The organism is Streptomyces sp. NPDC016309 (assembly GCF_043077235.1).
GTDB lineage: Bacteria > Actinomycetota > Actinomycetes > Streptomycetales > Streptomycetaceae > Streptomyces.
Window position 1 is genome coordinate 13,072 of record NZ_JBIBSG010000005.1, and the last position, 25,158, is coordinate 38,229.

Below are 25,158 nucleotides of genomic sequence, written 5' to 3' on the forward strand. Positions count from 1 at the left end.
GGCGGTGTCCCGGCAATACGCCACACCAATCCCGTAGTCGACCGTGTGGGAGTGTGATTCCGATGGCAGCCGACGAGAAGGCACAGGCCAAGACGGAGCAGGCCAAGGGCAAGGTCAAGGAGACCCTCGGGCGTGCCCTCGGCAACGAGCGCATGGAAGCCGAAGGCCGCGCCGAGCAGTCCAAGGGTGATCTTCGGCAGGCGAAGGAGAACACGAAGGACGCCTTCCGCCGCTGAATCGCCGGACGTCCCGCGAACGCCGGACGTCCCGTTTTGCAAAGGTCCACGGCCCGCCCCCCTTTCCGGGAGGCGGGCCGTTTTCCTGTTCAGCGCAAGGTCACCGCACCGTCAACCGGCGGCGCCGCCCGGGATGAAACACGCGGTGATGGTCTTGCCGTCCTCCTGGGCGTGGGTGTGCCAGTGGTCCGACAGGGCGTCCACGAGCGCGAGTCCGCGCCCGCCGGGCGAGGTGGTGTCGGGCGTGCGGGGCGCCGGCACGCCCCTGCCGTCGTGGTCGTGGACGCTGACGTGCAGGCACCGGCTGTCCCAGGTCAGGACGAGCTGGGCGGAACTGTGCGCGTGGACGTGGGCGTTGGTGATCAGCTCCGACACCGTGAGCAGGACGTCGTCCACCGTCTCCGGGGCGTCCTCCGTCCACCCCAGGGACTCCATGTGCTCAAGTGCCCAGTGCCGCCCTGCCCGTACGCCACCCGACACGGGGAAGCACCGGGCCCAGCCCACGGCCCTCATCGACGAGTCGGACATCGTGTCTCCTTTACCGTCCGGCCTTCTGGTCAGGGAACCGCCCTGCCCGTGTACCCCCTGGACGAGGAGGACACCTGCGCCCGGATCCGGCGGCCGTACCGGCTCACCGGCCCGCGCGCAGTGCCGGGAAGGCTTCGGCGAGGGCGTCGCGCCAGGGGCGCGGCGCGGGCAGGCCGGCCTCGCGCCAGCGGTCGTGGCCCAGCACGCTGTACGCGGGGCGGGGCGCCGGGCGGGGATGGGCGGCGCTGGTGACCGGCCGGACGCGCGCGGGGTCCGCGCCGAGCAGGCGGAAGGTCTCCCGGGCCAGGTCGTACCAGGTGCCGTCCCCGCCGTTCGTGGCGTGGTAGATCCCCGGGGGCGCCCCCACCAGCCGGACCAGCCGGTGCGCCACGTCGGCGCTCCAGGTCGGCTGCCCGCGCTGGTCGTCCACCACGTCGACCCCGTCCCGGTGCGCCTCCGCCCGGATCATCGCCCGGACGAAGCCGCCCCCGCCCGCCCCGTACAGCCACGCCGTCCGCACCACGTACCCGCGCTCGGGCAGGACCTCCAGGACCGCCCGCTCACCGGCCAGCTTGGTGCGCCCGTACGCCGTGCGGGGGCCGGGCACGGCCGACTCGGCGTACGGCACGCGCGCCCGCCCGTCGAAGACGTAGTCCGTGGAGACGTGCACCAGGGCCGAGCCGACCGCCGCGCACGCCTCGGCGAGGTGCCGCACCGCCGTGCCGTTGACCGCCAGGGCGTCGGCCTCGCGCGTCTCGGCGTCGTCCACCGCCGTCCAGGCGGCGCAGTTCACGACGACGGAGGGGCGGAGGCCCCGGAGCGCGGCCAGGACCGCGTCCCGGTCGGTGACGTCCAGGTCCCGCCGGGTCAGACCGGTCGCGCCGTCCCCCAGGCACGCCAGCACGTCCCGGGCCAGCATCCCGCCGGCGCCCGTCACCACCCAGGTCACAGCGCCGCCCGGTCCAGCAGGGGCTGCCACCAGGAGCGGTTGTCCCGGTACCAGGCGACCGTCTCCGCAAGCCCGGTCGCGAAGTCCTTGCCGGGCCGGTAGCCCAGCTCGTCGCGGATCTTCGTCCAGTCCACCGAGTAGCGCCGGTCGTGACCCTTGCGGTCCTCGACGTGGTCCACCCGCGAATCGTCCGCCCCCAGGGCCTCCAGCAGCAGGTCGGTGAGCTCCCGGTTGGACAGCTCAGTGCCGCCGCCGATGTTGTACACCTCGCCCGCCCGGCCCCGGGTGCGCACCAGTTCCACCGCGCGCACGTGGTCGTCGACGTGCAGCCAGTCCCGCACCTGCGAGCCGTCCCCGTACAGCGGCACCCGGCCGCCGTCCAGCAGCCGGGTGATGAACAGGGGGACGACCTTCTCGGGGAACTGGTGGGGGCCGTAGTTGTTGGAGCAGCGTGTCACCCGCACGTCCAGGCCGTGGGTGCGGTGGTGGGACAGGGCGAGCAGGTCGGCGGACGCCTTGGTCGCGGCGTACGGGGAGTTGGGCCGCAGCGGCTCATCCTCGGTCCAGGATCCGGTGTCGACCGACCCGTACACCTCGTCCGTGGAGATGTGGACGACCGTGGCGATACGGTTCCGCACGGCCGCGTCCAGCAGGGTCTGGGTGCCGAGCACATTGGTCCGGACGAACGCGTCGGCGCCCGCGATCGAGCGGTCGACGTGCGACTCGGCGGCGAAGTGGACGATCTGGTCGTGTTCGGAGACCAGCTTGTCGACCAGGACCGGGTCGCAGACGTCGCCCTGGACGAAGGCGAAGCCGGGGTGCCGGCGCACCGCGTCCAGGTTCGCGGGGTTGCCGGCGTAGGTGAGCTTGTCGAGGACGGTGACCTCCGTGCCGGCGGGGCCCGAGGGCCCCAGCAGCGTACGGACGTAAGTCGAGCCGATGAAGCCGGCTCCGCCGGTCACCAGGACACGGGGGGCGCTGTTCATGCCGAGATCTGCACCTTGCTGTGATCGCCGAGCACCAGGCGGTGGGCGGCCGGGATGGGCGGGGCGGGAGTGATCTCGACGTTACGGCCGATCAGGGACGCCTCGACGCGCCCCACGCCGTGCAGGGACGAGCCGCTGAGCACGATGGAGTACTCGATCTCGCTGTCCGTGACCCGGCAGTCCTCCGCGATGGACGTGGACGGGCCGATGTAGGAGTTCTCCACGACCGTGCCCGCGCCGATGATGACCGGGCCGACGATCCGCGAGGCCCGCACGGTCGCGCCGCCGCCGATGCGGACGCGGCCGATGATCTCGGTGGCGGCGTCGACAGTGCCCTCGTTGAGCGGGGTGAGCAGCTCCAGGACGGACCGGTTGACCTCCAGCATGTCGGCCACGTTGCCGGTGTCCTTCCAGTAGCCGGAGACGATGGTCGAGGTGACGGTGCGCCGCTCGTCGATGAGCCACTGGATGGCGTCGGTGATCTCCAGCTCGCCGCGCGCGGACGGCTCGATGGAGCGCACCGCTTCGTGCACGGCGGGCGTGAAGAGGTAGACCCCGACGAGCGCCAGGTCGCTGCGGGGGTCCTGGGGCTTCTCCTCCAGCCGGGCCACCCGCCCGTCGACGTCGAGCTCGGCGACGCCGAAGGCGCGGGGGTCGGGGACCTTGGTGAGCAGGATCCGCGCGGCGGGGCGGGCGGCGCGGAACTCCTCGACCAGGTCGGTGATCCCGCCGACGACGAAGTTGTCCCCGAGGTACATGACGAAGTCGTCGTCCCCGAGGAATTCCCGGGCGATCAGCACCGCGTGCGCGAGGCCGAGCGGGGCGTGCTGGGGGATGTACGTGACGGCGAGGCCGAAGCGCGACCCGTCGCCGACGGCCGCCCGGATCTCGCCGGCGGTGTCGGGGGCGACGATGATGCCGACCTCGCGGATCCCGGCGGCGGCGATCGCCTCCAGCCCGTAGAAGAGCACCGGCTTGTTGGCCACGGGGACGAGCTGCTTGGCGGAGGTGTGCGTGATGGGGCGCAGCCGGGTGCCGGCGCCTCCGGAGAGTACGAGAGCTTTCACTTCACTGGCCTGCCTGTCTGCCTCGGGCTGACGGGGACAAGGTGCAGGTTGTGAACGAGAGTTGAGCGCCACGAATTACGTGCCCCCGTGGGCCATACGTGTGATTCGGCGATTCGCCCCGACGCGACAACGCCCACACGACACCCATGCGGTGAACTTCCGTGCGGCTTAAGTACGCTTATAGGTGCTTCGCTACGTGTGGTCGGTATTGCTACGTTCGGCCACCATGAACGTCCGAATGTCGTCTCTGTCCTGGGACGTACGGAAAGCCCGGATCGTCGTCATCGTCGTCGCGGCAGTCGCGTTCGTCGCGAAGACGGCGCTCGCGGCGCACACGCGCGGGCCCGCCGACGTGCGGTTCTTCTGGGGCTTCGCCCGGGCCATCGCCCGGACGGACCCGGTGCGCATCTACGCCGAGCCGCTGCCGTGGCTGCCGGTCTACAACCACCCGCCGCTGGCGAGCTGGATGCTGCTGGGGCTGGAGTGGCTGGCGCAGCACGGGGTGCCGTGGCGGCCGCTGATCCGCTTCCCGGCCTGCCTGGCCGACTTCATCACCGTGCTGCTGGTCTTCGCGATCGTACGGCGGCGGGCCGCCCGGCTGCGCACGGCGGTGCTGTGCGCCCTGGGCGCGGCGCTGTGCCCGGTGCTCGTGGCCACCTCCGGCTACCACGGCAACACCGACTCGGTCGCCGTGATGTTCGCGTTCGCCGCCGTCCACCTGCTCGTCGACCGGAGCAGGCCGGTGGCGGCCGGGCTCGCGGCGACGCTGTGCGTCAGCGTCAAGCTCATCCCCGTCGTCGCGGTGCCGCTGCTCTTCGCCGCCGCCTGGCGCACCGGGGGCCGCCCCGTCCTGCTGCGGTTCACCGCCGCGGCCGGGGCCCTGTTCCTCGCCGTGTGGGGGCCGGTGATCGCGACCGTACCGGGCGGGCTGAAGGCGAAGGTGCTGGAGTACGCGGGCGGCAACTTCAGCTTCTGGGGCATCGTCCGCTTCGCCCGCTGGGCGGGCGTGCCCGAGCCGTACGTCCAGCTCCTGCGCGGCGACGGCCACTTCCTGATCGTCGCCGCCATCATGGCCGTCGGCGTCTGGCTGGCCTGGCGGCGCCCGGCGGACGCCCCGCTCGCCGTCGCCGTCACCCTCGGACTGCTGCTGTTGCTGAGCACCGCCTCGGGCGTGCAGTACCTGGCGTGGCCGGCGGCCGGGCTGTTCGTCGTCGGCCTGTGGCAGGGCCTGGCGTACGCGGTCGTCGTCGGCTCCGTCGCCGCCTCGGTCTACTCCGGGCAGCGCCCGGTGCACTGGACGGACACCGAGATGGCCTTCGGCGCCCTGGGCTGGGCCGTCCTCGCCGTGTGCGTGGCCTCCGCGCTCCACGCGGCCCTCGCCGCCCGCCCCCGGCCCGCACCCACGACCCCGCTCCCACCCGCCCGCCAGGCCGCCGCCGCGCCCGCCCCACCGGCCGCGAGCCCCGCACGGCACCCCGCCGACTGACCTGCCCCCGACCCCCCGCGAGAGTGGAGAAGCCCGTGACGGAAGGCCAGAGCAGCCGAAGCAGCAGCCCCAGGATCGGGATCCTGGTGGTGGCGTACAACGCGGAAGCGACGCTGGAGAAGACCCTCGACCGGATCCCCGCCGACTTCCGGCCCAGGATCGCCGAGATCCTCATCCTCGACGACGCCAGCCACGACGCGACGTTCACCGCCGGCTGCCGCTGGTCCCAGCTCGACGGGATGCCGCCGACCGTCGTCATGCGGCACACCAAGAACCTCGGCTACGGCGGCAACCAGAAGGCCGGGTACGCGCTCGCCGCCGAGCGCGGACTGGACATCGTCGTCCTGCTGCACGGCGACGGGCAGTACGCCCCCGAACTGCTGCCCCGGATGGTCGAACCCCTCGAACGCGGCGAGTGCGAGGCGGTCTTCGGGTCACGCATGATGCGCCCCGGGGACGCCCTCCGCGGCGGCATGCCGTTCTACAAATGGCTCGGCAACCGCGTCCTCACCCGCTTCGAGAACCGGCTCCTCGGCTCGGACCTCACCGAGTTCCACTCCGGCTACCGGGCCTACCAGGTCGACGCCCTGCGGCGGCTGCCCATCGACCGCAACACCGACGCCTTCGACTTCGACACCCAGATCATCGTCCAGATGGCCGACGCCGGCATGCGCATCCGCGAGATCCCCATCCCCACCTACTACGGCGACGAGATCTGCTACGTCAACGGCATGCGCTACGCCAAGGACGTCGTCAAGGACGTCCTGGAGTACCGGCTGGCGAAGAAGGGCTTCGGGACCTGCGGGTGGATCCCCAAGCCCGTCGAGTACGCCTTCAAGGAGGGCGACGGCTCCTCCCACGCCGTCATCCTGGACCGGATGCGCGACCTGCCGCCCGGCCGCGTCCTCGACGTCGGCTGCTCCGGCGGCGTGTTCGCCGGACACCTCGAAGCCCTCGGCCACACCGTCACCGGCATCGACCGCGTCGAGGTCGAGGGCGTACGGGACAGGTGCTCCGGCGGCTTCTTCCTCGCCGACCTGGAGGAGGGCCTGCCCGACGGCATCGGCGAGGGGTACGACTACGTCGTCGCCGGCGACGTGATCGAACACCTCTCGCGCCCCGAACGCCTCCTCGCCGAACTGCGCGGCGCGCTCCGCCCCGACGGACACGTCCTGCTGTCCGTACCGAACTTCGGCCACTGGTACTCCCGGCTGCGCGTCGCGCTCGGCATCTTCGACTACGACCGGCGCGGCATCCTCGACGAGACCCACCTGCGGTTCTTCAGCCGCGCCAGCCTCCGCCGCACCGTGCGCGCCGCCGGGTACGACGTGCTGTCCATCGTCGCCACCGGAGCGCCCTTCTGGTCCGTGCTCGGCCGCGGGCCGCTGTCCCGGGCGCTCGGCGGGACCTCCCGGCTGCTGACCCGCCTGCGGCCCACCCTCTTCGGCTACCAGTACGTCGCACTGCTCACCCCGCATGCGGCGCGGACGATCATCGCTGGGGAGCACATCGATGTCCAGGACATCCTCAACCGTCAGTTCGTCCCCGACGACACCACCGCGGCCGACCGCGTCGGCGTGTGAGAGGCGGACGTTGACCCTGCCCGGTTTCACCCTGCTGCTGTTCGCGGTGTTCTCCTCCGCCGCCGGCCAGATCATGCTCAAGCACGGCATGGAGACCGCCGCCACCGCCACCGGCAAGACCGGCGGCTCCCTGGCCGTACGCGCCGCGACCACCCCCTGGGTGATGCTGGGCCTCGCCGTCTTCGCGATCTCCGCCGTCGCCTGGATGTCCACCCTCGCCCGGGTCCCGCTGTCCATCGCGTACCCCTTCAACGCCCTCGGCTACCTGCTGATCGTGCTCGCCGGCTCGACGCTGCTGCACGAGCGGACCTCGGTGTGGACCTGGGCCGGCTCGCTGCTCGTGGTGGCCGGCCTCGTGACGGTCTTCCTCGGCCAACGGAACTGATCCACTTCAGAAGGACCGAACGCCCATGCCCGCACTCAGCGTCATCGTGTCCGGCCACGCGCCCCTCGGCCGGCTCCGCGCCTGCCTGGACGGCGTCACCGCCCAGACGCCGCCCGACCTCGACATCGTCGTCACCGTCCCCGACACCGACGGCCCCGCACGGGCCCTGGCCACCGTCCACGAACTGCGCGACCCGCGCGTCACCGTCGTGCCGGTCGCCCCCGACGCGCCCGCCGCCACCGCCCGGGCCGCCGCCGCCCACGCCGCCACCGGCGCGTACCTCCAGTTCCTCCACCCCGCCACCGACCGGCTCCCCGACGGTGCGGCCGCCGCCCTCACCGCCCGCCTCGGCACCCTCCGCGACGCCCCGGACGTCCTGCTCATGGACCACCACCACGCCCACTGGTGGGACGACGCCGTACCCAGCGGCACCACCGACCTCCTCGCCGGCACCGGCCCCACCACGCTCGCCGACCGGCCCGCGCTGCTGGACGTCGCCCCCCACCTCGGCAACCGCCTCATCAGCGCCCGGCTCCTGGCCGAACACCCCGACCTGACCGGCACCGAGGGCCACGACGAGCTGTACCTCTCCTACGCCGTCCTCCTCCTCGCCCGCCGCATCACCACCTGCACCACCGTCGGCCTCGTCCGCCACAAGGACCGCCCCGCCCAGCGCCGCGCCGCCGGACCCGAGCAGCACTTCGCCGCCTTCGGCCAGTACGAACGCCTCCACCAGCTCGCCCACGCCGCGTCCGCGCCCCCCGCGCTGCGCGCCCGGCTCTACGACCGGATGGTCGGCGACTACCTGGCCACCCTCGCCCGGCGCGACGAACTGCCGCCCGCCCTGCTCGCCGACTACTTCCGGCACGCCGCCCGCCACACCGCCCGCTTCCGCCCCGAGGGCCACCAGCGCCCCGGCGGCCTCGACGGCGTCCGCCACGTGCTCCTCGGCCGCGGCGCCCACCTCGGCTACCGGCTGCTGCGCATCGCCAACGACAAGCGCCGCTCCGCCGCCGGCACCGCGGCCACCCGCGCCGAACGGCTCGCCGCCGCCCGCGCCCGCCACCGCTACCAGCGCCGGCTGCGCCGCGGCATCGACCAGGACCTCGCCGTCTTCTCCGCGTACTGGGGCCGCGGCGTCCACTGCAACCCCGCCGCCATCGCCGCCGAACTCGCCGAACTGGCCCCCGACATCCGCCAGGTGTGGATCGTCGAACCCGGCCGCGTCCCGCTGCTGCCGCCCGGCACCGACCACGTCCTGCCCGGCACCCCCCGCTACTGGGACGTCCTCGCCCGCGCCAAGTACCTGGTCAACAACGTCAACTTCCCCAACGGCGTCGTGAAGCGCCCCGGCACCGTCCACCTCCAGACCCACCACGGCACCCCGCTCAAGCGGATGGGCGTCGACCAGCGCGACCACCCCGCCGCCGCCCAGGGCCTCAACCTCGACGCCCTCCTGGAGCGCGTGGACCGCTGGGACTACAGCCTCTCGGCCAACAGCCACTCCACCGAGATCTGGCAGCGGGCCTACCCCGCCGGCTACCGGTCCCTCGACTACGGCTATCCCCGCAACGACGTCCACTACCGGGCCACCGCCGCCGACGTCCGCGCCGCCCGCGCCCGGCTCGGCATCGAACCCGGCCGCCGCGCCCTGCTGTACGCGCCCACCCACCGCGACCACGAGCCCCGCACCCGCTGGACGCCCCGCCTCGACCTGCCCCGCCTCGCCGACGACCTCGGCGACGACACCGTCCTGCTGGTGCGCGGCCACTACTTCCACGACCGGCTCCCCGGCCCCCGCCACGACCGCGTCCTCGACGTGACCGGCTACGAGCCCGTCGAGGAACTCGCCCTGGCCTCCGACGGGCTCATCACCGACTACTCGTCGGTCATGTTCGACTACGCCAACCTCGACCGGCCCGTCGTCCTGCTCACCGACGACTGGGAGACCTACACCGCCACCCGCGGCGTCTACTTCGACATCACCGCCGAACCGCCCGGCCACGTCACCCGTGGCCAGGACGAGCTCACCGAGGTCCTGCGCGACGGCACCTGGTGCGACGAGGCCGCGGCCAAGCAGCGCCACGACTTCCGGCTGCGGTTCTGCGAGTACGACGACGGCCGGGCCGCCGAACGGGTCGTCCGCCGCGTCTTCCTCGGCGAGGGCGAGGAGAGCCTGCCGCCCGTCCTGCCCCTGGAGCGGCGCACCCCCGCCCCCACCCCCGAGGAGGCCACGCTCCGATGACCGCCGCCCCCGACGTGACCGTCACCGTCATCGTCCACAACGACGCCGAACGGCTGCCGCGCGCCGTCGCCTCCGTACGCGCCCAGACCCACCGCGACATCGAGATCGTCATCAGCGACGACCACTCCACCGACGCCACCCCGCGGGTCGCCGCCGAACTGGCCGCCCAGGACGACCGCATCCGCGTCCTGCGGCTGGAGCGCAACAGCGGCGGCTGCGGCACGCCCCGCAACCGCGCCCTGGAGACCGCCCGGGCCCCGCACCTGATGTTCCTCGACAGCGACGACGAACTCCCGCCGCGCGCCTGCGAACTGCTCCTCGCCGCGCTCACCGGCGAGGACGCCGACTTCGCGATGGGGGCGGTCGAGCGGGTGCGCACCGACACCGGGGACGTCTCCCCCTGGATGGCCCACCTGTTCGCCCGGCGGCGCACGGTGCGGGGCATCGCGGAGGAGCCCCGGCTGCTGTTCGAGCCGCTGTCGACCAACAAGATGTACCGCAAGGAGTTCCTGGACCGGCACGCCCTCCGCTTCCCCGAGGGCGTGCACTACGAGGACCAGCTCTTCTCCGCCCGCGCCTACACCCTGGCCCGTGCCTTCACCGTCATCACCGAACCGGTCTACCGCTGGTACATCGCCCCCTACGCGACGGCCGACGCCGCGACCATTTCCAACCGGCGCCACCTGATCACCAACGTCCGCGACCGGGTCACCATCGCGCGGCTGATCGACGACTTCCTGGCCGGGCAGGGCGTGCCGGACGCGGTACGGGAGGAGAAGGACCACAAGTTCCTCTCCCACGACCTGCGCCTGTACGCCGGTGACCTGCCCTACCGCGAGCCCGGCTGGGTCGAGGAGTTCGCGGCGGAGGTCCTGCCGTACCTGGACGGACTGTCCGCCGCCGCCTTCGCCCGGATGCGCAGGGACGAGCGGATCGTGCTGGGCCTGCTGCGGGAGCGGCGGTACGAGGAGGCCCGGCTCGCCGCCCGGGGCCTGACGCACCCCGTCGGGCCGCGCGAGACGGTCACCGACGGGCGCGGCCGCACCTACTGGGGGAGCGCCCTGCCGCGCACCGGGGCCGGGCGGGACGACCTCGACCTGACGGAACTGGACCTGGCGGGCTGCCCGTTCGGGTTCGCCCGGTTCCGGCACGAGATCACCCGGGTCGCCCGCGCCGACGGCGGCGCCGTGGACCTGGAGGTACGCACCTACGACCCGGGGCGGCGCCTCCCGCTGGCCCCGCTGCCCGCGCGGCTGCACGTCTCGCCCGCCGGGCGGCGGCTGACCGTGCCGCTGCGGATGGACCCCGCGGGGCGGGGCGTCTTCGAGGGCGCCGTCCGGCTCGACCCGGCCGCCGCGTCGCTGCCCCTGCACGGCTTCCGGGGCGTGCGGCACCCCGTCCTGGAGGTCACCGACGGGCGCTCGGCCCACACCGGGGTGCTGCTCGCCCCGCTGGACTTCGCGCCCTTCGAGGTGGCCGGAGCGGGGCGGCACCGCGTCATGGTGGAGCCGGAGGGCCGGGACGCGGGGCGGCTCCAGCTCCGCTGGCGGCCGGGCGGGGCGATGGGCCGGCTGCTGGGACCCGTCGTGCGGCAGGGCCCGGTCCGCCGGGCCGCCAAGGCCCTGGTCGGCCCGTAGCGCCCGGGGTCGCACCCCGTGCCGGCGCTCAGCGCGGCGTGGGGAACAGGGCCTGACCCGCCCCGTCCATCGACGGGGCGGGGCGGCGCTCGTCCAGCGGGACGACGGGCGGCAGGGCCGCCGGGTCCTCGCCCAGGAACAGGTGCCGCACCACCCGCTCGGCCGCGTACCCGTCGTCGTACGGACAGAAGCGCGCCCGGAACGCGGCCCGCAACTGCGCGGAGCGCGAGCCGCGCCAGTGGCCGCCGGCGAAGATGTCGATCAGCTCGTCCTCGGTGCGGGCGACCGCGCCCGGCGGGAAGGCCCGCAGGTCGAAGTAGGTGCCGCGGGCCGCGTCGTACGCCGCCCAGTCCTCGGTGTGCACCACGATCGGCCGGTCGAGGCCCGCGTAGTCGAACATCAGCGACGAGTAGTCCGTCAGCAGCGCGTCCGACGCCAGGCACAGGCTCTCCACGCAGGCGTGCCCGGACACGTCGATGATGCGGGGGTTGCCGTCCGTGGCGAGCGGAGCGCCGTGGGTGGGGTGGGCGCGGGCCAGGATCACGAACCGGGGGCCGAGGGCCAGCAGCAGCCGTTCCAGGTCCAGCAGCCGTGGCTGCGGGCGCACGTAGTCGCGGTGCGTGGGGGCGTAGAGGATCGCCGTGTGCCCCTCGGGGATGCGCAGCGACTCGCGCAGCAGGGCCACGTCGGTGGCGGTCGCCCGCTGGAAGACGTCGTTGCGCGGCGAGCCGAACTCCAGCACGCGGTACGCGGCCGGGTAGACCCGCTCCCACACCAGGCTGGAGTGGCGGTTGGCGGACACCAGGGCGTCCCACTTGTCGATGTTGCGCAGGAGCTGGGCGAAGTCCGTGTCCCGCGCGGCCGCCGGCCGGTACTGGAGGTCCAGGCCCATGTGCTTGAGCGGGGTGCCGTGCTGGGTCTGGATCAGGAGCTGGCCGCGCCGCTTGACCAGCCGCCGGTCGAAGTTGACGTTGTTGACCAGGTATTTGGAGCGGGCCAGCGCGGTCCAGTACGCCGCCGACCCCGGGCGCAGCCGGCGCGTCGCGGGCGGCACGGTGTGGGCGTGCTCGGGCGCGCACACCCAGGCGGTCCGCACCCCGGGGGCCAGCTCCCGCACCCGCTCCTCGATCGCGGCCGGGCTGCACGCGTACCCCCGGTTCCAGTACGCGGCGAACACCGCCCGGTCCTCGCGCACCGGCAGGCAGAGCTGGATCCGGTAGTGGAGCTGGAGCAGGGCGCCCCGCACGGCCCGGGCGGTCCACGCGGCCCACCGCACGGCCCGCTTCAGGTACCCGCGGGCGGCCGTGATCGCCCGGTAGGTGCGGTGGCTGCCGAACCGGACCAGGGCGTGCCGCAGCCGGGTCGTGGCCTTGGGGGTGGCGCCGCGCGTGCGGAAACGGCGGTAGTGGCGGCGGGCGCGGCGGAAGAAGTCGGCGCGGGTGCCGCGCGGCAGGCGGCCGGGCGCGGAGAAGACGGAGGTGAAGTGGTCGGCCATGCGCCGGAACAGCACCGGCCGCCAGCGGGCCAGCTCGGGACGGGCGTCGATGAACGCGAAGACCCGCTCGTACTGCTCGAACAGGTCGAAGTGCCGGGGGCTGGTGGTGCGCAGGATGGAACCGGTGCGGCGCTGGCGGTAGTGCACGCACACCCGGTCGAGGGTCGCGATCGACCCGGCGGCCATCAGCGCCGGGTACGTCCACGGGGTGTCCTCGTAGAACCCGGGCGGGAAGGTGAACCCCTCGCGCTCCAGGAACTCCCGCTTGTACGCCTTGTTCCACACCACCATCAGCACCTTCAGCAGCCCCGGCCGCTCGGTCAGCGGGAAGGGCGCCGGGCCGGCCTCGGAGAGGTGGCTGCGGAACTCGTGGCGCACCGCCTCCCCCGACCAGTAGACGCGGGCGTAGTCGTACACCAGGAGGTCGGGCGAGCCGGTCTCCTTGAGGCGGTCGGCGACGGCCTGGAGGGCACCCGGTACGAAGGTGTCGTCACCGTCCAGGAAGAGGACGTAGTCGCCCGTCGCCCGGGCGAGCCCGGCGTTGCGGGCGGGCCCCAGCCCGGCGTTCTCGGGCAGGTGGACGGCGACGACCCGGCGGTCCCGGGCGGCGAACTCGTCGATCACCGCCCCGCAGCCGTCGGGCGAGCAGTCGTCCACGGCGATCAGCTCCACGTCCTCGAAGGACTGGGAGAGCACCGACTCCAGGCACTCGTGCAGATACGCCTGGACCTTGTACGCGGGGACGATGACGCTGAACCGGGGCATGGCCCGGGAACGTCGGATGAACCGACCGGGTTACGCCCGCCGTGGCATACGGGGGACCCGGTGGCTCACCCGTACCGCAGCGGCACGCGTCCGGTCGCCCCGCCCGGACGCGTCCCGCCCGGCGGTCACTTGACCGCGCCCGCCATGACCCCGGAGACGAACTGCCGCTGGAAGGCGAAGAACACGGCGAGCGGGATCACCATGGACACGAACGCGCCGGGCGCCAGCACGTCGATGTTGTTGCCGAACTGCCGCACCTGCTGCTGGAGCGCCACCGTGATCGGCGGCGACTCGGAGTTGGCGAAGATCAGCGCGATCAGCATGTCGTTCCACACCCACAGGAACTGGAAGATGCCGAGCGAGGCGATGGCCGGGCCGCCGAGCGGCATGACCACCCGTACGAACAGCCCGATCTCGCCCGCCCCGTCCAGCCTGGCGGCCTCCAGGAGCTCCCGGGGGATCTCCGCGAAGAAGTTCCGCAGCAGGAAGATCGCGAACGGCAGGCCGAAGGCGACGTGGAAGAGCACCACACCGAGCGTCGTCTCGAAGATGCCGATCACGCCGAACAGTTTCGACACGGGCACGAGCGCCACCTGCACGGGCACCACCAGGAGCCCCACCACACCCAGGAACCACCAGTCGCGGCCCGGGAACTCCATCCACGCGAAGGCATACCCGGCGAGCGAGCCGATCACCACGACCAGGACGGTCGCGGGCACCGTGATCAGGACGGTGGCCAGGAGGGAGTCCGTGATGGTGTCGTTGCGGAGGATGCTCGCGTAGTTGGACGTGGTGAGCTGGGCCGGGGCGGTGAAGACCTGCCACCAGCCGCTCGCGTTGATGTCGACCGGATCGCGCAGCGACGACACCAGCAGTCCGATCGTCGGCATCAGCCAGAACAGCGCCACCACGACGAGGAAGACCCGCATGGCGCCACCGCCGGCCCCGGCGGCCAGACGCGCCCCGAGCGACCGCTTCGCCTTCACGACCGTACCGGTGCCGCTCATCGCCGCGTCTCCCTTCGCATGCGCCGGATGTTGAAGAGCATCACGGGGATCACCAGCAGCAGCAGGAGTACGGCGATGGCGCTGCCCACACCGAGGTGGGCGTCCGTGCCGAACGAGGACCGGTAGAGCTGTAGCGCCAGGACGTTCGCGTCGTCCTGCACCGAACCGGGCGCGATGATGAAGACCAGGTCGAAGATCTTCAGTACGTTGATCATCAGCGTGACCAGGACGACCGCCAGGACCGGTGCGAGCAGCGGAACGGTCACCCGGCGGAAGACCTGCCACTCGTTGGCACCGTCCACGCGCGCCGCCTCCAGCAGCTCGCGCGGCAGCCCCGCCAGCCCCGCCGCGATCAACACCATCGCGAAGCCCGCCCACATCCACACGTAACTGCCGATGATGGCCGGTGTGACCAGGGCGGGGCCGAGCCAGTCGACGCCGTTGTACGGCTCGTGGAAGTTGCTCTCCGGGAGCCGCAGGCGGGCGCCGTCCGCCTCCTCGGGCAGCGAGAACGAGCCGTCGGCTCCGGCGGTCGCCGTGGCGACGACCCGGCCGTCCCGGACGGCCTCCACCTTCAGGCCCTTCAGGCCCAGCTCCTTGGCGTCGACGGTGTTGGGCGTGCCGCCGCCGCCCCGCGAGAAGTCCAGCCAGGCGGTGCCGGTGACCTTCCCGGCCTCCGGTGCCGCCGCCTTCGCCGGCCGCGCGTCACCCGGCATCCTGGCGGGCGCCACACCCACCAGCGGCAGCTCCACCGGGGTGCCCGCCCGCACCGGTTCCTTGGTGATGAACGCGCCTCCTCCCGCCGGCCGGAGCGGATGCACCGGCAGCGGGCGCGCCCCCGGGTACCCGGCGGACTCGGAGAACGTGTCGTGCACGCCCACCCAGACGGCGTTGGCGATGCCGCGGTCGGGGTCCTGCTCGTACACCAGCCGGAAGATGATGCCCGCGGCGAGCATCGAGATCGCCATCGGCATGAAGACGATCAGCTTGAACGCCGTACCCCAGCGGACCCGTTCGGTGAGGACCGCGAAGATGAGGCCGAGCACCGTGGCGACGGTCGGCGCGACCACCACCCAGATGGCGTTGTTCCTGACGGCGGTGAGGATGGTGTCGTCGGTGAAGATCTCGACGTAGTTGTCGAGCCCGGCGAACGAACTGCCGGACTGGTCGAAGAACGACCGGTAGACCGAGTACCCGATCGGGTAGACCACGAGCGCGCCCAGCAGCACCAGGGCGGGCAGCAGGAACGCTGCCGCGACGAGTGTGCGGGTGCCGGTCACGCTCTTGCGCGTCCCAGGGGGAGCGGGGGGCTCCGGTCGCGCCGCGCCCCCCGCCGTCGCCGCGGCCACCGCGTCAGCTCTTGAACGCCTTGGCCGCGTCGGTCTCCAGCCGCTGCTGGATCGCCGCGATGTCCTTCGGGTTCTTCAGGAAGTCCTGGAGCGCCTTCCACTCGCCCTTGCCGGGCGTGCCGCCGAACGACTGCGGCATCTGGTCGGACATGTCGAAGCGGAAGTCGTCCCCGGCCGCGATCAGCGCCTTGGCGATGCCGCGCTGGACGTCGTTCGGGTACGCCGCCACGTCCATGGCCTTGTTGGGCGAGAGGAACCCGCCCTCCGCCGCCCAGATCTTCGCGGCGTCCGGGGAGGCCAGATAGGTGAGCAGGGCCTGCGTGGCGGGCTTGGAGGTCAGCCCCACCGCCACGTCACCACCGGTCACCACGGGAGCCTCCGAGCCCACCGCCGGGAACGGGAACACCTTGGCGTCCTTGCCGATCTCGGCCTTCGTCTGGGCGATGTTGATCGACACGAAGTCGCCCTCGAAGACCATGGCGGCCTTCGGCTGGTCACCGCCGGTGAAGGTCTGGGTCACCGACTTGGGGAACTCCGTCTGGAGTGCTCCGTCCGCGCCGCCCGCGATCAGGTTCGGCTTGCCGAAGAGCTCGGCGAGCGTGGTGAGGGCCCGGGTGACGGACGGGTCGGTCCACTTGATCTCGTGCTTGGCCAGTTGGTCGTACTTCTCCGGCCCCGCCTGGGAGAGGTAGATGTTCTCGAACCAGTCGGTGAGGGTCCAGCCGTCCGCACCGCCGATCGACACCGGGGGCACGCCGGACGCGGAGATCGTCTCGGCCGTCGACAGGAACTCCTTCCACGTCTTCGGCTCCGAGGCGCCCGCGTTGTCGAACACGGCGGTGTTGTACCAGACCAGCGACTTGTTGGCGGCCTTGAAGTACACCCCGTACTGGGTGCCGTTCACCGAGCCGAGGTCCTGCCAGCCCTTGGAGAAGTTCTTCGCCAGCTCCGCCTTGGCCGCGGCGCCCAGCGGCTTGGCCCACTTGCGGTCCACGGCCTGCTTGAGCGCCCCGACCTGCTGGAGCATGGCCACGTCCGGCGGGGAACCACCCGCGATCTTCGTGCCGATGTAGTTGAGCATCGCGTCCTGGGTGGGGACGTAGGAGACCGTCGCGCCGGTGCGCTTCTCGAACTCGTCGAGAACCTTGGTGAAGGCCTTCTGCTCCGGGCCGGTCCAGACGGCCACAACCTGGACCTTCTGGCCGTCCAGCTTGGGGAGCCCGACCGTGGGGGAGGCCTCCTGCCCCGTGCCCTCGGTGGGACGGGACCCGCCCGACCCGCCGTCCCCGCCCCCACAGCCGGCCAGCGCCAGAGCGCCGGCCACCGCCATCGCCGTCACGGCCCCGCGTGTACGAAGAGTTCTGCGCATCACTGCCCCGTCTCTCCTGTGCCCGTGCTCGTCCCGTGCGATCAGGTCTACGCCCGGTGCACGGGCGTCGCAATACCGCCTTGCGGGCCGAGTGGGTGATCGTGATGCGCTTGTGACGTCGATCACACCGCTGGGCGTCGGGCCCGGGGCCTCAGGGGCGCACGGCGGGGACGAGCGGCGGCAGCGGGGCCGCGCCCACCGACCGGGCCGCCCGCTCCAGCGCGCTCGCCAGCAAGGCCAGGTCCGTCGGTCCGTTGCCCAGCTCCCGCACCGGGCGGCGGGTCGGCGGATCGCCCATCCGCTCCCACTCCAGCGGCACCACGGTGGGCCGCTGCGTCGCCGTACGGGGAATGCGCCCGGTGACCCGGCCGCCCTGGAAGGGCGTCACCCGGCCGTCCGGGTGACCCAGCCGGCCGCGCCCCGGAACGGGGACGTCCGGCCCCGGGGCGGCGGCCGGGGCGTCCAGCACCACCCGCAGCCTCGACCGGCGGGCCGGCTCCGTGTCGGCGGTGCGGTCCGGGCGGCCGGACGACACCACCAGGTGCACGCCCAGCCGGTGGCCGTCCCGGGCCACGGCCTCCAGCGCCCGCACGACCGACCCGGCCGCCGGGCGCCCGGGGCTGCCGAGCGCGGGGGCGACCAGGGCGTCGTAGTCGTCGACCAGGACGACCAGGCGCGGCAGCGGGGGCGGGACCTCGTCCGCGGCGGTACGGGACGCGGGGCGCAGCCGCAGCGTTCCGCTCGGCGGGGTGTCCACGTCACCCTGGCCGGCGGGCCGGCCCTGGTCCACGGGCCGGCGCGGACCGACCATGCGGTCCGCGACCTCCCGCTGGGTGTGCCACTCGGTGAACTCCTGGCGGCCCAGCAGCTCGGCGCGGCGCTTGAGCTCCGCCCCGAGCGCCTGGGCGAACTCCCGCATGCGCACCGGGTCGGAGGCCACCAGGTGCTCGGTGGCGTGCGGCAGCTCGGTGCAGGGCGCGAGCCCTTCGCCGCGCTCGCCCCCCGCCCCGTCGACGAGGAGCAGCCCCATCCGGTCGGGGCGGGACGAGGCCGCCAGCGACGCGGCGATCGACCGGAGCAGTTCGGTGCGGCCGCTGCCCGCGGGGCCCTCGACCAGCAGGTGCGGGCCCTCCGTGGTGAGGTCCACGGCCAGGGGCCCGCGCGGGCCGGTGCCCAGCACGGCGGTGCCGTCCGGCGCCGAGGCCCAGCGGGCCATCAGGGACGCGGGGGTCGCCCGGGCCAGCCCCAGCTCGTCCAGCAGCCGGGCCGAGGGGGGCAGCGGCAGGGCGGTGGCGCGGCCGGCCGGGAGGGCACCGGCGGCGGCGCCGGGGTGCGCCGCGGGCGTCGCCCGCAGCGGGGCGAGGGCCCGCGCGAACCGCTCGGCCCAGGCGGGGGAGACCGCGTCCAGGGTGCCGACCGTGCCGTGACCGGCGGGCTGCCCGCCGGCCGTGCGCATCAGGCGCAGCGCGGTCGCCACGTCACCGGACAGCAGCGCGGCGGCCCCGCACTCGCGGAACGCCGGCGACGCGGCGCACGCCGTCTCGTACGTCTCCATGACCGGGGACACGGGTGAGGCCGCCGGGGTCTCGGCCAGGCAGACGAGGTGGATACCGGCGGCCGGCCCCGCCCCGGCCAGCCGCGCGGTCGTCTCGCGCAGCGCGGCGGAACCGGGGTCACCGTCCACGATCACCACCGTGCACCTCCCGTCCTCCGCGCGGTGCCGCCGGGCGGCCTCGGCGACGGACGCGCGGTCGGCGCTCGCCCAGCCGGGCCCGAGCGGCCCGTCGTCCAGCCGCCGGGTGAGCTCGGCCGTCCGGGCGTCGGCCTGCTCCCGGTCGTACGCGAGGAGCAGCCGGCAGTCCTGGCCGTGGGCCGGGCGCACGTGCGGCAGCCAGCCGAGCCAGCTCCACTCGCGCTTGCGGCCCGCCCCGCTGATCAGCACGATCTCCAGGTCGGTGGGCGGGTGCAGCGCGGCGAGCTGCGCGACGACGGAACGGGTCAGGCCCAGCAGCCGCGGCCGGGGCCCGGCGAGGCCGAGCGAACCGGCCTCGTGCAGGCCCACCGTGACCGGCACGGCGGCCAGCTCGGCCCGGTCGGTGGTGCCCAGCCGCACGACCAGCGCCTCCGGGTGACCGGGGCCCCGCTCCCACAGGCGCGGCCCGGGCCCGAGCGCGGTGAGCAGCACGGCGGCGGGGTCGGGCCAGGTCTCCTGGCCGGTGCCGCGCGCGAGGGCCGTGGGGCCCTGCCCGCCCGGCGCCCCGGTCTGCCCGTCGGCGCGCCCGCCCGCCAGCCGCCGCGCCCAGGCGCCTATGCCCCGCCTGCGCGGCGGTACGGCGGTGTCGGCGGGCGACCCGGGGAGGGCGGGGGCGCCCGGGGTGGCGGATCCCGCCGGGGTGCCGTGGGCGCCGGGAGTGCCGGGCTCCGTATGGGCGCCGGGAGTGCCCGGGCCCGTATGGGCGCCGCCCACGGGGGTGCCGCGCGGGGGCGTGGCCTGCCGGGTGCCGTCCGCGCCGGGGGCGCCGGCCCCGCCGCGCGGGCCGGCCGTCACCGGGCCGCCGACGGCCACGGCACCGCCCGGGCCCGACGGTCCGGCTCCGCCCGGGGCCGGGCGGGACGCCTGGCGCGGCACCGGCCGGTCGCCGGACGAGGCCGCCGGCCCGTCCTCCGCCACCCAGGGCGCCGCGCCCGCGGGGGACACCCGGAGGTGGCCCTCGCCGTCGGGAGCGGTGGGCAGCGGGGTCCCGTCAGCCGGGGGCGGCCCCGCCGTCAGCCGCAGCGACGACTCACCCAGCCGCAGCAGCGCCCCCGGCGACAGGCGGACCGGGCGGGAGCCGACCTCGGAGCCGTCCAGGGTCGTGCCGTTGGTGGAGCCCAGGTCCGCGACCGTCACCCGGCCGCCGTCCGTGACGGTCACCGCGCAGTGCAGGCGGGACACGTCCGGGTCGTCCAGCGGGACGTCGGCGTCCGCGGAACGGCCGATACTGATCCGTCCCGGATGCAACAGGTGGACCCCGCCCGCGTCCGGGCCGGCCACCACGTGCAGCCGCGCGGCCGCGCCGTCCAGGGGCGCGTGGTCCTCGCCCGGCACCTGGAGGGACAGCACCGCGCCGTCCACCAGGGGCGGTTCGCCCAGGACGCGGCGCTGCGCGTCCAGCCGCTCCCCGCCCGCGTACAGCACCACCGTGCCGGAGGGGTCGGTGCCCGACACGGCGGCGGCCAGCCCGGAGGCGACGGCGGCCAGCGCGGTCCCGGCCGGGGCGGTGACAAGCACGTCACAGGCGCGCCCCGCGGCCTGGCCGCCGGTCGGCGCCGCGAGGACGGTCAGCCGGATCTGCATCGCCGTCAGCGGTCCCTTCTGCGCGGCGCGCCCGGCAGGGGAGGGAATGGCCCGTCTCGATCTCCCCCCACCCGCCACGGACGCGTCGTCCGGTCAGGTCGGCACGGACCACGGGGCTCCCGACCCCGCGATGCGCCGTGCTGGAGGCATCCTCCCACCTGGGACCGACAGCGCGGCGCCGGACCGGCAAGAAATGATCTTGACCGATCGGAGGCGATCACGAAAAGGCCTGCTTGCGTGCGTCTTGCGATCGTGTGGGCCGGTGCGAGTCGTGTCACCCTGGCAACCGTGTCCCGTTCGCCCGCGTCTTGCAGGGTCGAACCGGACCGGAAGACGACCCGCCGGTGTGCCACCGTCCGGCACTACAGTGGGTCGGACACCCGGGCGGGCCCCAGCGGGCGGCCCGGGCAGGCAAGGACCACGATCGCAGGGAGCGCATGACGTGCGGCCGGTAGGCAGCAAGTACCTGCTCGAGGAGCCGCTCGGGCGCGGCGCCACGGGCACCGTCTGGCGAGCCCGCCAGCGTGAGACCGCGGGCGCCGAGGCGGCCGTGGCCGGCCAGCCCGGCGAGACCGTCGCGATCAAGGTCCTCAAGGAGGAGCTCGCGAACGACGCGGACGTGGTGATGCGGTTCCTCCGGGAGCGCTCCGTCCTGCTCCGCCTCACCCACCCGAACATCGTGCGCACCCGCGACCTCGTCGTGGAGGGCGACCTCCTCGCCCTCGTCATGGACCTGGTCGACGGCCCGGACCTGCACCGCTACCTCCGCGAGAACGGCCCCCTCAGCCCGGTCGCCGCCTCGCTCCTCACGGCCCAGATCGCCGACGCCCTCGCCGCCAGCCACGCCGACGGGGTGGTCCACCGCGACCTGAAGCCCGCCAACGTGCTGCTCGCCGAGCGGGACGGCCAGATGCACCCGATGCTCACCGACTTCGGCATCGCGCGCCTCGCGGACAGCCCCGGCCTCACCCGTACGCACGAATTCGTCGGCACGCCCGCGTACGTGGCGCCCGAGTCGGCCGAAGGCCGCCCGCAGACCTCCGCCGTGGACGTCTACGGCGCCGGCATCCTGCTCTACGAGCTGGTCACCGGCCGCCCGCCGTTCGCCGGCGGCACCGCGCTCGAGGTGCTGCACCGCCACCTCAGCGAGGAGCCCCGCCGGCCCTCCACTGTCCCCGGCCCCCTGTGGACCGTCATCGAGCGCTGCCTCAGCAAGGCCCCGGAGCGCCGGCCCAGCGCCGAGAACCTGGCGCGCGGACTGCGTACCGTCGCCGCCGGTATCGGCGTGCACGCCACGCCCGCCCAGATCGAGGCGGCCGACGGCGTGGGCGCGCTGCTCGCCCCCGACCCGGCGCCGGCGTCCGTCCCCGAGACCCCCGGGGCCGCCGACCCGACCCAGGTCCTGCCGAGCGGCGCCGGCCAGTACGACCCGGGCGCCCCCACCAGCGTGCTGCCCACCGGCGGAGCCGCCGGACAGGGCGGCCACGGTGCCGCCGACCCCACCGCGGTCATGCCGCCCGTGCCCCCGCGCTCCGACGGCTCGCCGCAGCCGGAGGAGCCGCACCCGTGGCAGAGCCAGCTCCGCGCCGCCCGGGACCGCAACGAGCAGACCCAGGTCCAGTACCTCGACCCGAGCCAGGACCCCCTGCGCCGCCGCCCGCAGCGCCAGGCGCCCCCGCAGCAGCCGCCGCAGCACCAGCAGCGCCCGCAGCCCCAGCAGTACCCGCCGCAGCACCAGCGCCCGCAGCAGCCGCCGCAGCGCAGGCAGTACGCGCCCCCGCCGCCCCCGCCGCAGCAGTACGCGCCCCAGCACCACCAGCCGCACCCGCCGCAGCACCACCAGCCGCAGCAGCCCCAGCAGCCGGCCCCGCGCCCGCCCCGCGAGCCGCGGCCGCCCCGGCAGCGCAGCGCCAACCCGATGCGCATCCCGGGCCTGGGCTGCCTCAAGGGCTGCCTGTTCACGATCCTCCTGTTCATCGTGGCGGGCTGGCTCATCTGGGAGCTGACCCCCCTCCAGGACTGGATCGCCGACGGCAAGGGCTACTGGCAGGCCATCAGCGACGGCGTCTCGGCCGTGTCCGACTGGATCTCGGGGCTCAGCAGCGGCTCCGGCTCCACCGGCACCACGCCCTCCGGGCAGTAACTCTGCCGATTTGTCGACTTCCGGGGGGTGATTTCCCCCCGGAGGTGAATACCGGCGGCCGGGCCCGCGTAACTTGGTCGGGAACGCCAGCCGCTGAGGGAGCAGTCTTGGCACGGAAGATCGGCAGCCGGTACACCGCCCACCAGATCCTGGGGCGGGGCAGTGCCGGAACGGTGTGGCTCGGCGAGGGCCCGGAGGGCCCCGTCGCCATCAAGCTGTTGCGTGAGGACCTGGCCTCCGACCAGGAACTCGTCGGACGCTTCGTCCAGGAGCGCACCGCCCTGCTCGGGCTGGACCACGCGCGCGTGGTCGCCGTCCGCGACCTGGTGGTCGACGGCAACGACCTCGCCCTCGTCATGGACCTCGTCCGGGGCACCGACCTGCGCACCCGGCTGGACCGCGAGCGCCGGCTGGCGCCCGCGGCGGCCGTCTCCATCGTCGCGGACGTCGCCGAGGGCCTGGCCGCCGCGCACGCGGCCGGCATCGTCCACCGCGACGTCAAGCCGGAGAACATCCTGCTCGACATGGAGGGCCCGCTCGGCCCCGGCGGCGCCCACCCCGCGCTGCTCACCGACTTCGGCGTGGCCAAGCTGATCGACACCCCCGGCCGCACCAAGTCCACCCGCGTCATCGGCACGCCCGACTACGTGGCCCCCGAGATCGTCGAGGGCCTCCCGCCCCGCGCGGCCGTCGACATCTACGCGCTGGCGACCGTGCTCTACGAGCTGCTGGCCGGCTTCACACCCTTCGGCGGCGGCCACCCCGGCGCCGTCCTGCGCCGCCATGTCACCGAGACCGTCGTCCCGCTCCCCGGGATCCCGGACGAGCTGTGGCAGCTCATCGTCCAGTGCCTCGCCAAGGCCCCGGCGTCCCGGCTGCGCGCCTCCGAGCTGGCCGCCCGGCTGCACGACCTCCTGCCGCTCGTCGCGGGCATGCCGCCGCTCGACGTGGACGAGCCGGACACCGAGCCCGCCGCCGACGGCTACGAGGACGACCCGTACCCGACGCTCCCCAACGCCCCCCGCCGGGCCGCCGTGCCGCTGGTCCCGGGTTCCGCCACCGACTCCAACCGGGACACCCACACCTCGATGCGCGTGCCGGCCCCGGACGAGCTCTCCGGCGGCCCCCACGGCACCGCCCGCGCCCCCCGCCCGGCCGGCGGCCGCCGCCCCGGATCCGCCCGCCACAAGTCGGCGGCCGTCCGCAAGCGCCGCCTCACGCTCGGTATAGCCGCCCTCGCCCTGGTGGCCGCCGCCGGGGTCGGCGGGTACGTGGCGACCAGCGACGACGACCCCGGCACCCCGCCCCAGGACTCCCAGCGGTCGGCGCCCTCGCAGCCCTAGGCCGGCCCCGGGCCCGCCTGGGGGCCCGGGCTGTCGCACGCAGCCGTTACGCTGGTGTCGTGGCAGTCGTCGATGTATCCGAAGAGCTGAAGTCCCTCTCCTCGACCATGGGGTCGATCGAGGCCGTCCTTGACCTGGACAGGCTGAGGGCAGACATCGCCGTGCTCGAGGAGCAGGCCGCGGCCCCGTCCCTGTGGGACGACCCGGAGGCGGCGCAGAAGATCACGAGCAAGCTTTCGCACCTCCAGGCCGAGGTCCGCAAGGCCGAGGCGCTGCGCGGTCGCATCGACGACCTCGCGGTCCTCTTCGAGCTCGCCGAGGAGATGGACGACTCGGACACCCTCGCCGAGGCCGAGGCGGAGCTGGTCTCCGTCCGCAAGGCGCTCGACGAGATGGAGGTCCGCACCCTTCTCTCCGGCGAGTACGACGAGCGCGAGGCGCTGGTCAACATCCGCGCGGAGGCCGGTGGCGTCGACGCCTCCGACTTCGCCGAGCGCCTCCAGCGCATGTACCTGCGCTGGGCCGAGCGCCACGGGTACTCCACGGAGGTCTACGAGACGTCGTACGCGGAAGAGGCCGGCATCAAGTCGACCACCTTCGTCGTCAAGGCGCCGTACGCCTACGGCACGCTCTCCGTCGAGCAGGGCACGCACCGCCTGGTCCGCATCTCCCCGTTCGACAACCAGGGCCGCCGCCAGACGTCCTTCGCCGGCGTCGAGGTGCTCCCGGTCGTCGAGTCGTCCGACCACGTCGAGATCGACGAGTCCGAGCTGCGCGTGGACGTCTACCGCGCCTCGGGCCCCGGCGGCCAGGGCGTCAACACCACCGACTCGGCGGTGCGCATCACGCACCTTCCGACGGGCATCGTGGTCTCCTGCCAGAACGAGCGCTCGCAGATCCAGAACAAGGCCAGCGCCATGAACGTGCTCCAGGCCAAGCTGCTGGAGCGCCGCCGCCAGGAGGAGCAGGCCAAGATGGACGCCCTCAAGGGCGACGGCGGCAACTCCTGGGGCAACCAGATGCGTTCGTACGTCCTGCACCCCTACCAGATGGTGAAGGACCTCCGGACCGAGTTCGAGGTCGGCAACCCGCAGGCGGTGCTGGACGGCGAGATCGACGGCTTCCTGGAGGCCGGCATCCGCTGGCGCAAGCAGCAGGACAAGTAACTCCGCGACCCCACCGGGCCCTGCGGCGCCGGACCACCCGCTCGGCGGGGGGTCCGGCGCCGCTCGCGTGGGGCGCCGATTC

18 protein-coding genes are annotated in these 25,158 nt (G+C 74.0%); 9 read left to right on the top strand and 9 right to left on the bottom strand.

From position 1 onward, the window contains the following. Window positions 1-62 precede the first annotated feature (62 nt). Entirely contained in the window at window positions 63-236 is a 174-nt protein-coding gene (locus tag ACF068_RS13570; RefSeq protein WP_392274396.1) for a CsbD family protein, read from the top strand. 111 nt (window positions 237-347) lie between these two features. Here the strand turns inward: ACF068_RS13570 and ACF068_RS13575 are convergent, their stop codons facing one another. The 4 genes from ACF068_RS13575 to ACF068_RS13590 form a co-directional block, all read right to left on the bottom strand. Continuing rightward, the gene (locus tag ACF068_RS13575; RefSeq protein ID WP_392274397.1) at window positions 348-764 is read right to left on the bottom strand and encodes an ATP-binding protein; all 417 of its coding nucleotides are present in this window, start codon (window positions 762-764) and stop codon (window positions 348-350) included. Window positions 765-867: 103 nt separating this feature from the next. Continuing rightward, window positions 868-1,713 (bottom strand): dTDP-4-dehydrorhamnose reductase, encoded by an 846-nt coding sequence (gene rfbD, locus ACF068_RS13580; RefSeq protein WP_392274398.1) that lies wholly within the window; start codon window positions 1,711-1,713, stop codon window positions 868-870. Continuing rightward, on the bottom strand, window positions 1,710-2,699 hold the full coding sequence (gene rfbB / locus ACF068_RS13585; protein ID WP_392274399.1) for a dTDP-glucose 4,6-dehydratase: 990 nt from the start codon (window positions 2,697-2,699) through the stop codon (window positions 1,710-1,712). The genes rfbD and rfbB overlap by 4 nt, the downstream gene beginning before the upstream one ends. Continuing rightward, complete coding sequence (locus ACF068_RS13590) at window positions 2,696-3,766, bottom strand: glucose-1-phosphate thymidylyltransferase (RefSeq protein ID WP_392274400.1); 1,071 nt, start codon at window positions 3,764-3,766, stop codon at window positions 2,696-2,698. Before ACF068_RS13590 ends, rfbB begins: the two co-directional genes overlap by 4 nt. Window positions 3,767-4,004: 238 nt before the next feature. On the opposite strand from ACF068_RS13590, the gene ACF068_RS13595 reads away from it, so the two are divergent. The 5 genes from ACF068_RS13595 to ACF068_RS13615 are packed head-to-tail and all read left to right on the top strand — an operon-like array spanning window position 4,005 to window position 11,102. Then, window positions 4,005-5,252 carry a hypothetical protein gene (locus ACF068_RS13595; RefSeq protein WP_392274401.1) on the top strand — a complete coding sequence of 416 codons (1,248 nt, stop codon included), beginning with the start codon at window positions 4,005-4,007 and terminating at the stop codon, window positions 5,250-5,252. A gap of 35 nt (window positions 5,253-5,287) precedes the next feature. Then, the gene (locus ACF068_RS13600) at window positions 5,288-6,835 is read left to right on the top strand and encodes a methyltransferase domain-containing protein (protein ID WP_392274402.1); all 1,548 of its coding nucleotides are present in this window, start codon (window positions 5,288-5,290) and stop codon (window positions 6,833-6,835) included. A gap of 10 nt (window positions 6,836-6,845) precedes the next feature. Further along, a complete protein-coding gene (locus ACF068_RS13605) occupies window positions 6,846-7,220 on the top strand; it encodes a hypothetical protein (protein ID WP_392274403.1) in 375 nt (124 codons plus the stop codon). Between the two features lie 25 nt (window positions 7,221-7,245). Then, window positions 7,246-9,465, top strand: a complete 2,220-nt coding sequence (locus tag ACF068_RS13610) for a CDP-glycerol glycerophosphotransferase family protein (RefSeq protein ID WP_392274404.1) — start codon at window positions 7,246-7,248, stop codon at window positions 9,463-9,465. Further along, window positions 9,462-11,102, top strand: a complete 1,641-nt coding sequence (locus tag ACF068_RS13615; RefSeq protein ID WP_392274405.1) for a glycosyltransferase family 2 protein — start codon at window positions 9,462-9,464, stop codon at window positions 11,100-11,102. The genes ACF068_RS13610 and ACF068_RS13615 overlap by 4 nt, the downstream gene beginning before the upstream one ends. A 28-nt stretch (window positions 11,103-11,130) precedes the next feature. On the opposite strand, the gene ACF068_RS13620 is transcribed toward ACF068_RS13615, so the two are convergent. From ACF068_RS13620 to ACF068_RS13640, 5 genes are all read right to left on the bottom strand, one after another. Then, complete coding sequence (locus tag ACF068_RS13620) at window positions 11,131-13,362, bottom strand: CDP-glycerol glycerophosphotransferase family protein (protein ID WP_392274406.1); 2,232 nt, start codon at window positions 13,360-13,362, stop codon at window positions 11,131-11,133. A gap of 125 nt (window positions 13,363-13,487) precedes the next feature. Continuing rightward, a complete protein-coding gene (locus ACF068_RS13625; RefSeq protein ID WP_392274407.1) occupies window positions 13,488-14,369 on the bottom strand; it encodes a carbohydrate ABC transporter permease in 882 nt (293 codons plus the stop codon). After that, window positions 14,366-15,718: a carbohydrate ABC transporter permease gene (locus ACF068_RS13630; protein ID WP_392274408.1), complete on the bottom strand. Its 1,353-nt coding sequence runs from the start codon at window positions 15,716-15,718 to the stop codon at window positions 14,366-14,368. The genes ACF068_RS13625 and ACF068_RS13630 overlap by 4 nt, the downstream gene beginning before the upstream one ends. A gap of 4 nt (window positions 15,719-15,722) precedes the next feature. Continuing rightward, window positions 15,723-17,087, bottom strand: a complete 1,365-nt coding sequence (locus ACF068_RS13635; protein ID WP_392274409.1) for an ABC transporter substrate-binding protein — start codon at window positions 17,085-17,087, stop codon at window positions 15,723-15,725. Between the two features lie 151 nt (window positions 17,088-17,238). After that, entirely contained in the window at window positions 17,239-20,424 is a 3,186-nt protein-coding gene (locus ACF068_RS13640; RefSeq protein ID WP_392274410.1) for an FHA domain-containing protein, read from the bottom strand. A 442-nt stretch (window positions 20,425-20,866) separates the two neighbouring features. On the opposite strand from ACF068_RS13640, the gene ACF068_RS13645 reads away from it, so the two are divergent. From ACF068_RS13645 to prfB, 3 genes are all read left to right on the top strand, one after another. Then, window positions 20,867-22,567 carry a protein kinase gene (locus ACF068_RS13645; RefSeq protein ID WP_392274411.1) on the top strand — a complete coding sequence of 567 codons (1,701 nt, stop codon included), beginning with the start codon at window positions 20,867-20,869 and terminating at the stop codon, window positions 22,565-22,567. A gap of 107 nt (window positions 22,568-22,674) precedes the next feature. Next, window positions 22,675-23,910: a serine/threonine-protein kinase gene (locus tag ACF068_RS13650; RefSeq protein ID WP_392274412.1), complete on the top strand. Its 1,236-nt coding sequence runs from the start codon at window positions 22,675-22,677 to the stop codon at window positions 23,908-23,910. Between the two features lie 59 nt (window positions 23,911-23,969). Beyond that, the gene (prfB, locus tag ACF068_RS13655; RefSeq protein WP_392274413.1) at window positions 23,970-25,076 is read left to right on the top strand and encodes a peptide chain release factor 2; all 1,107 of its coding nucleotides are present in this window, start codon (window positions 23,970-23,972) and stop codon (window positions 25,074-25,076) included. Window positions 25,077-25,158 lie beyond the last annotated feature (82 nt).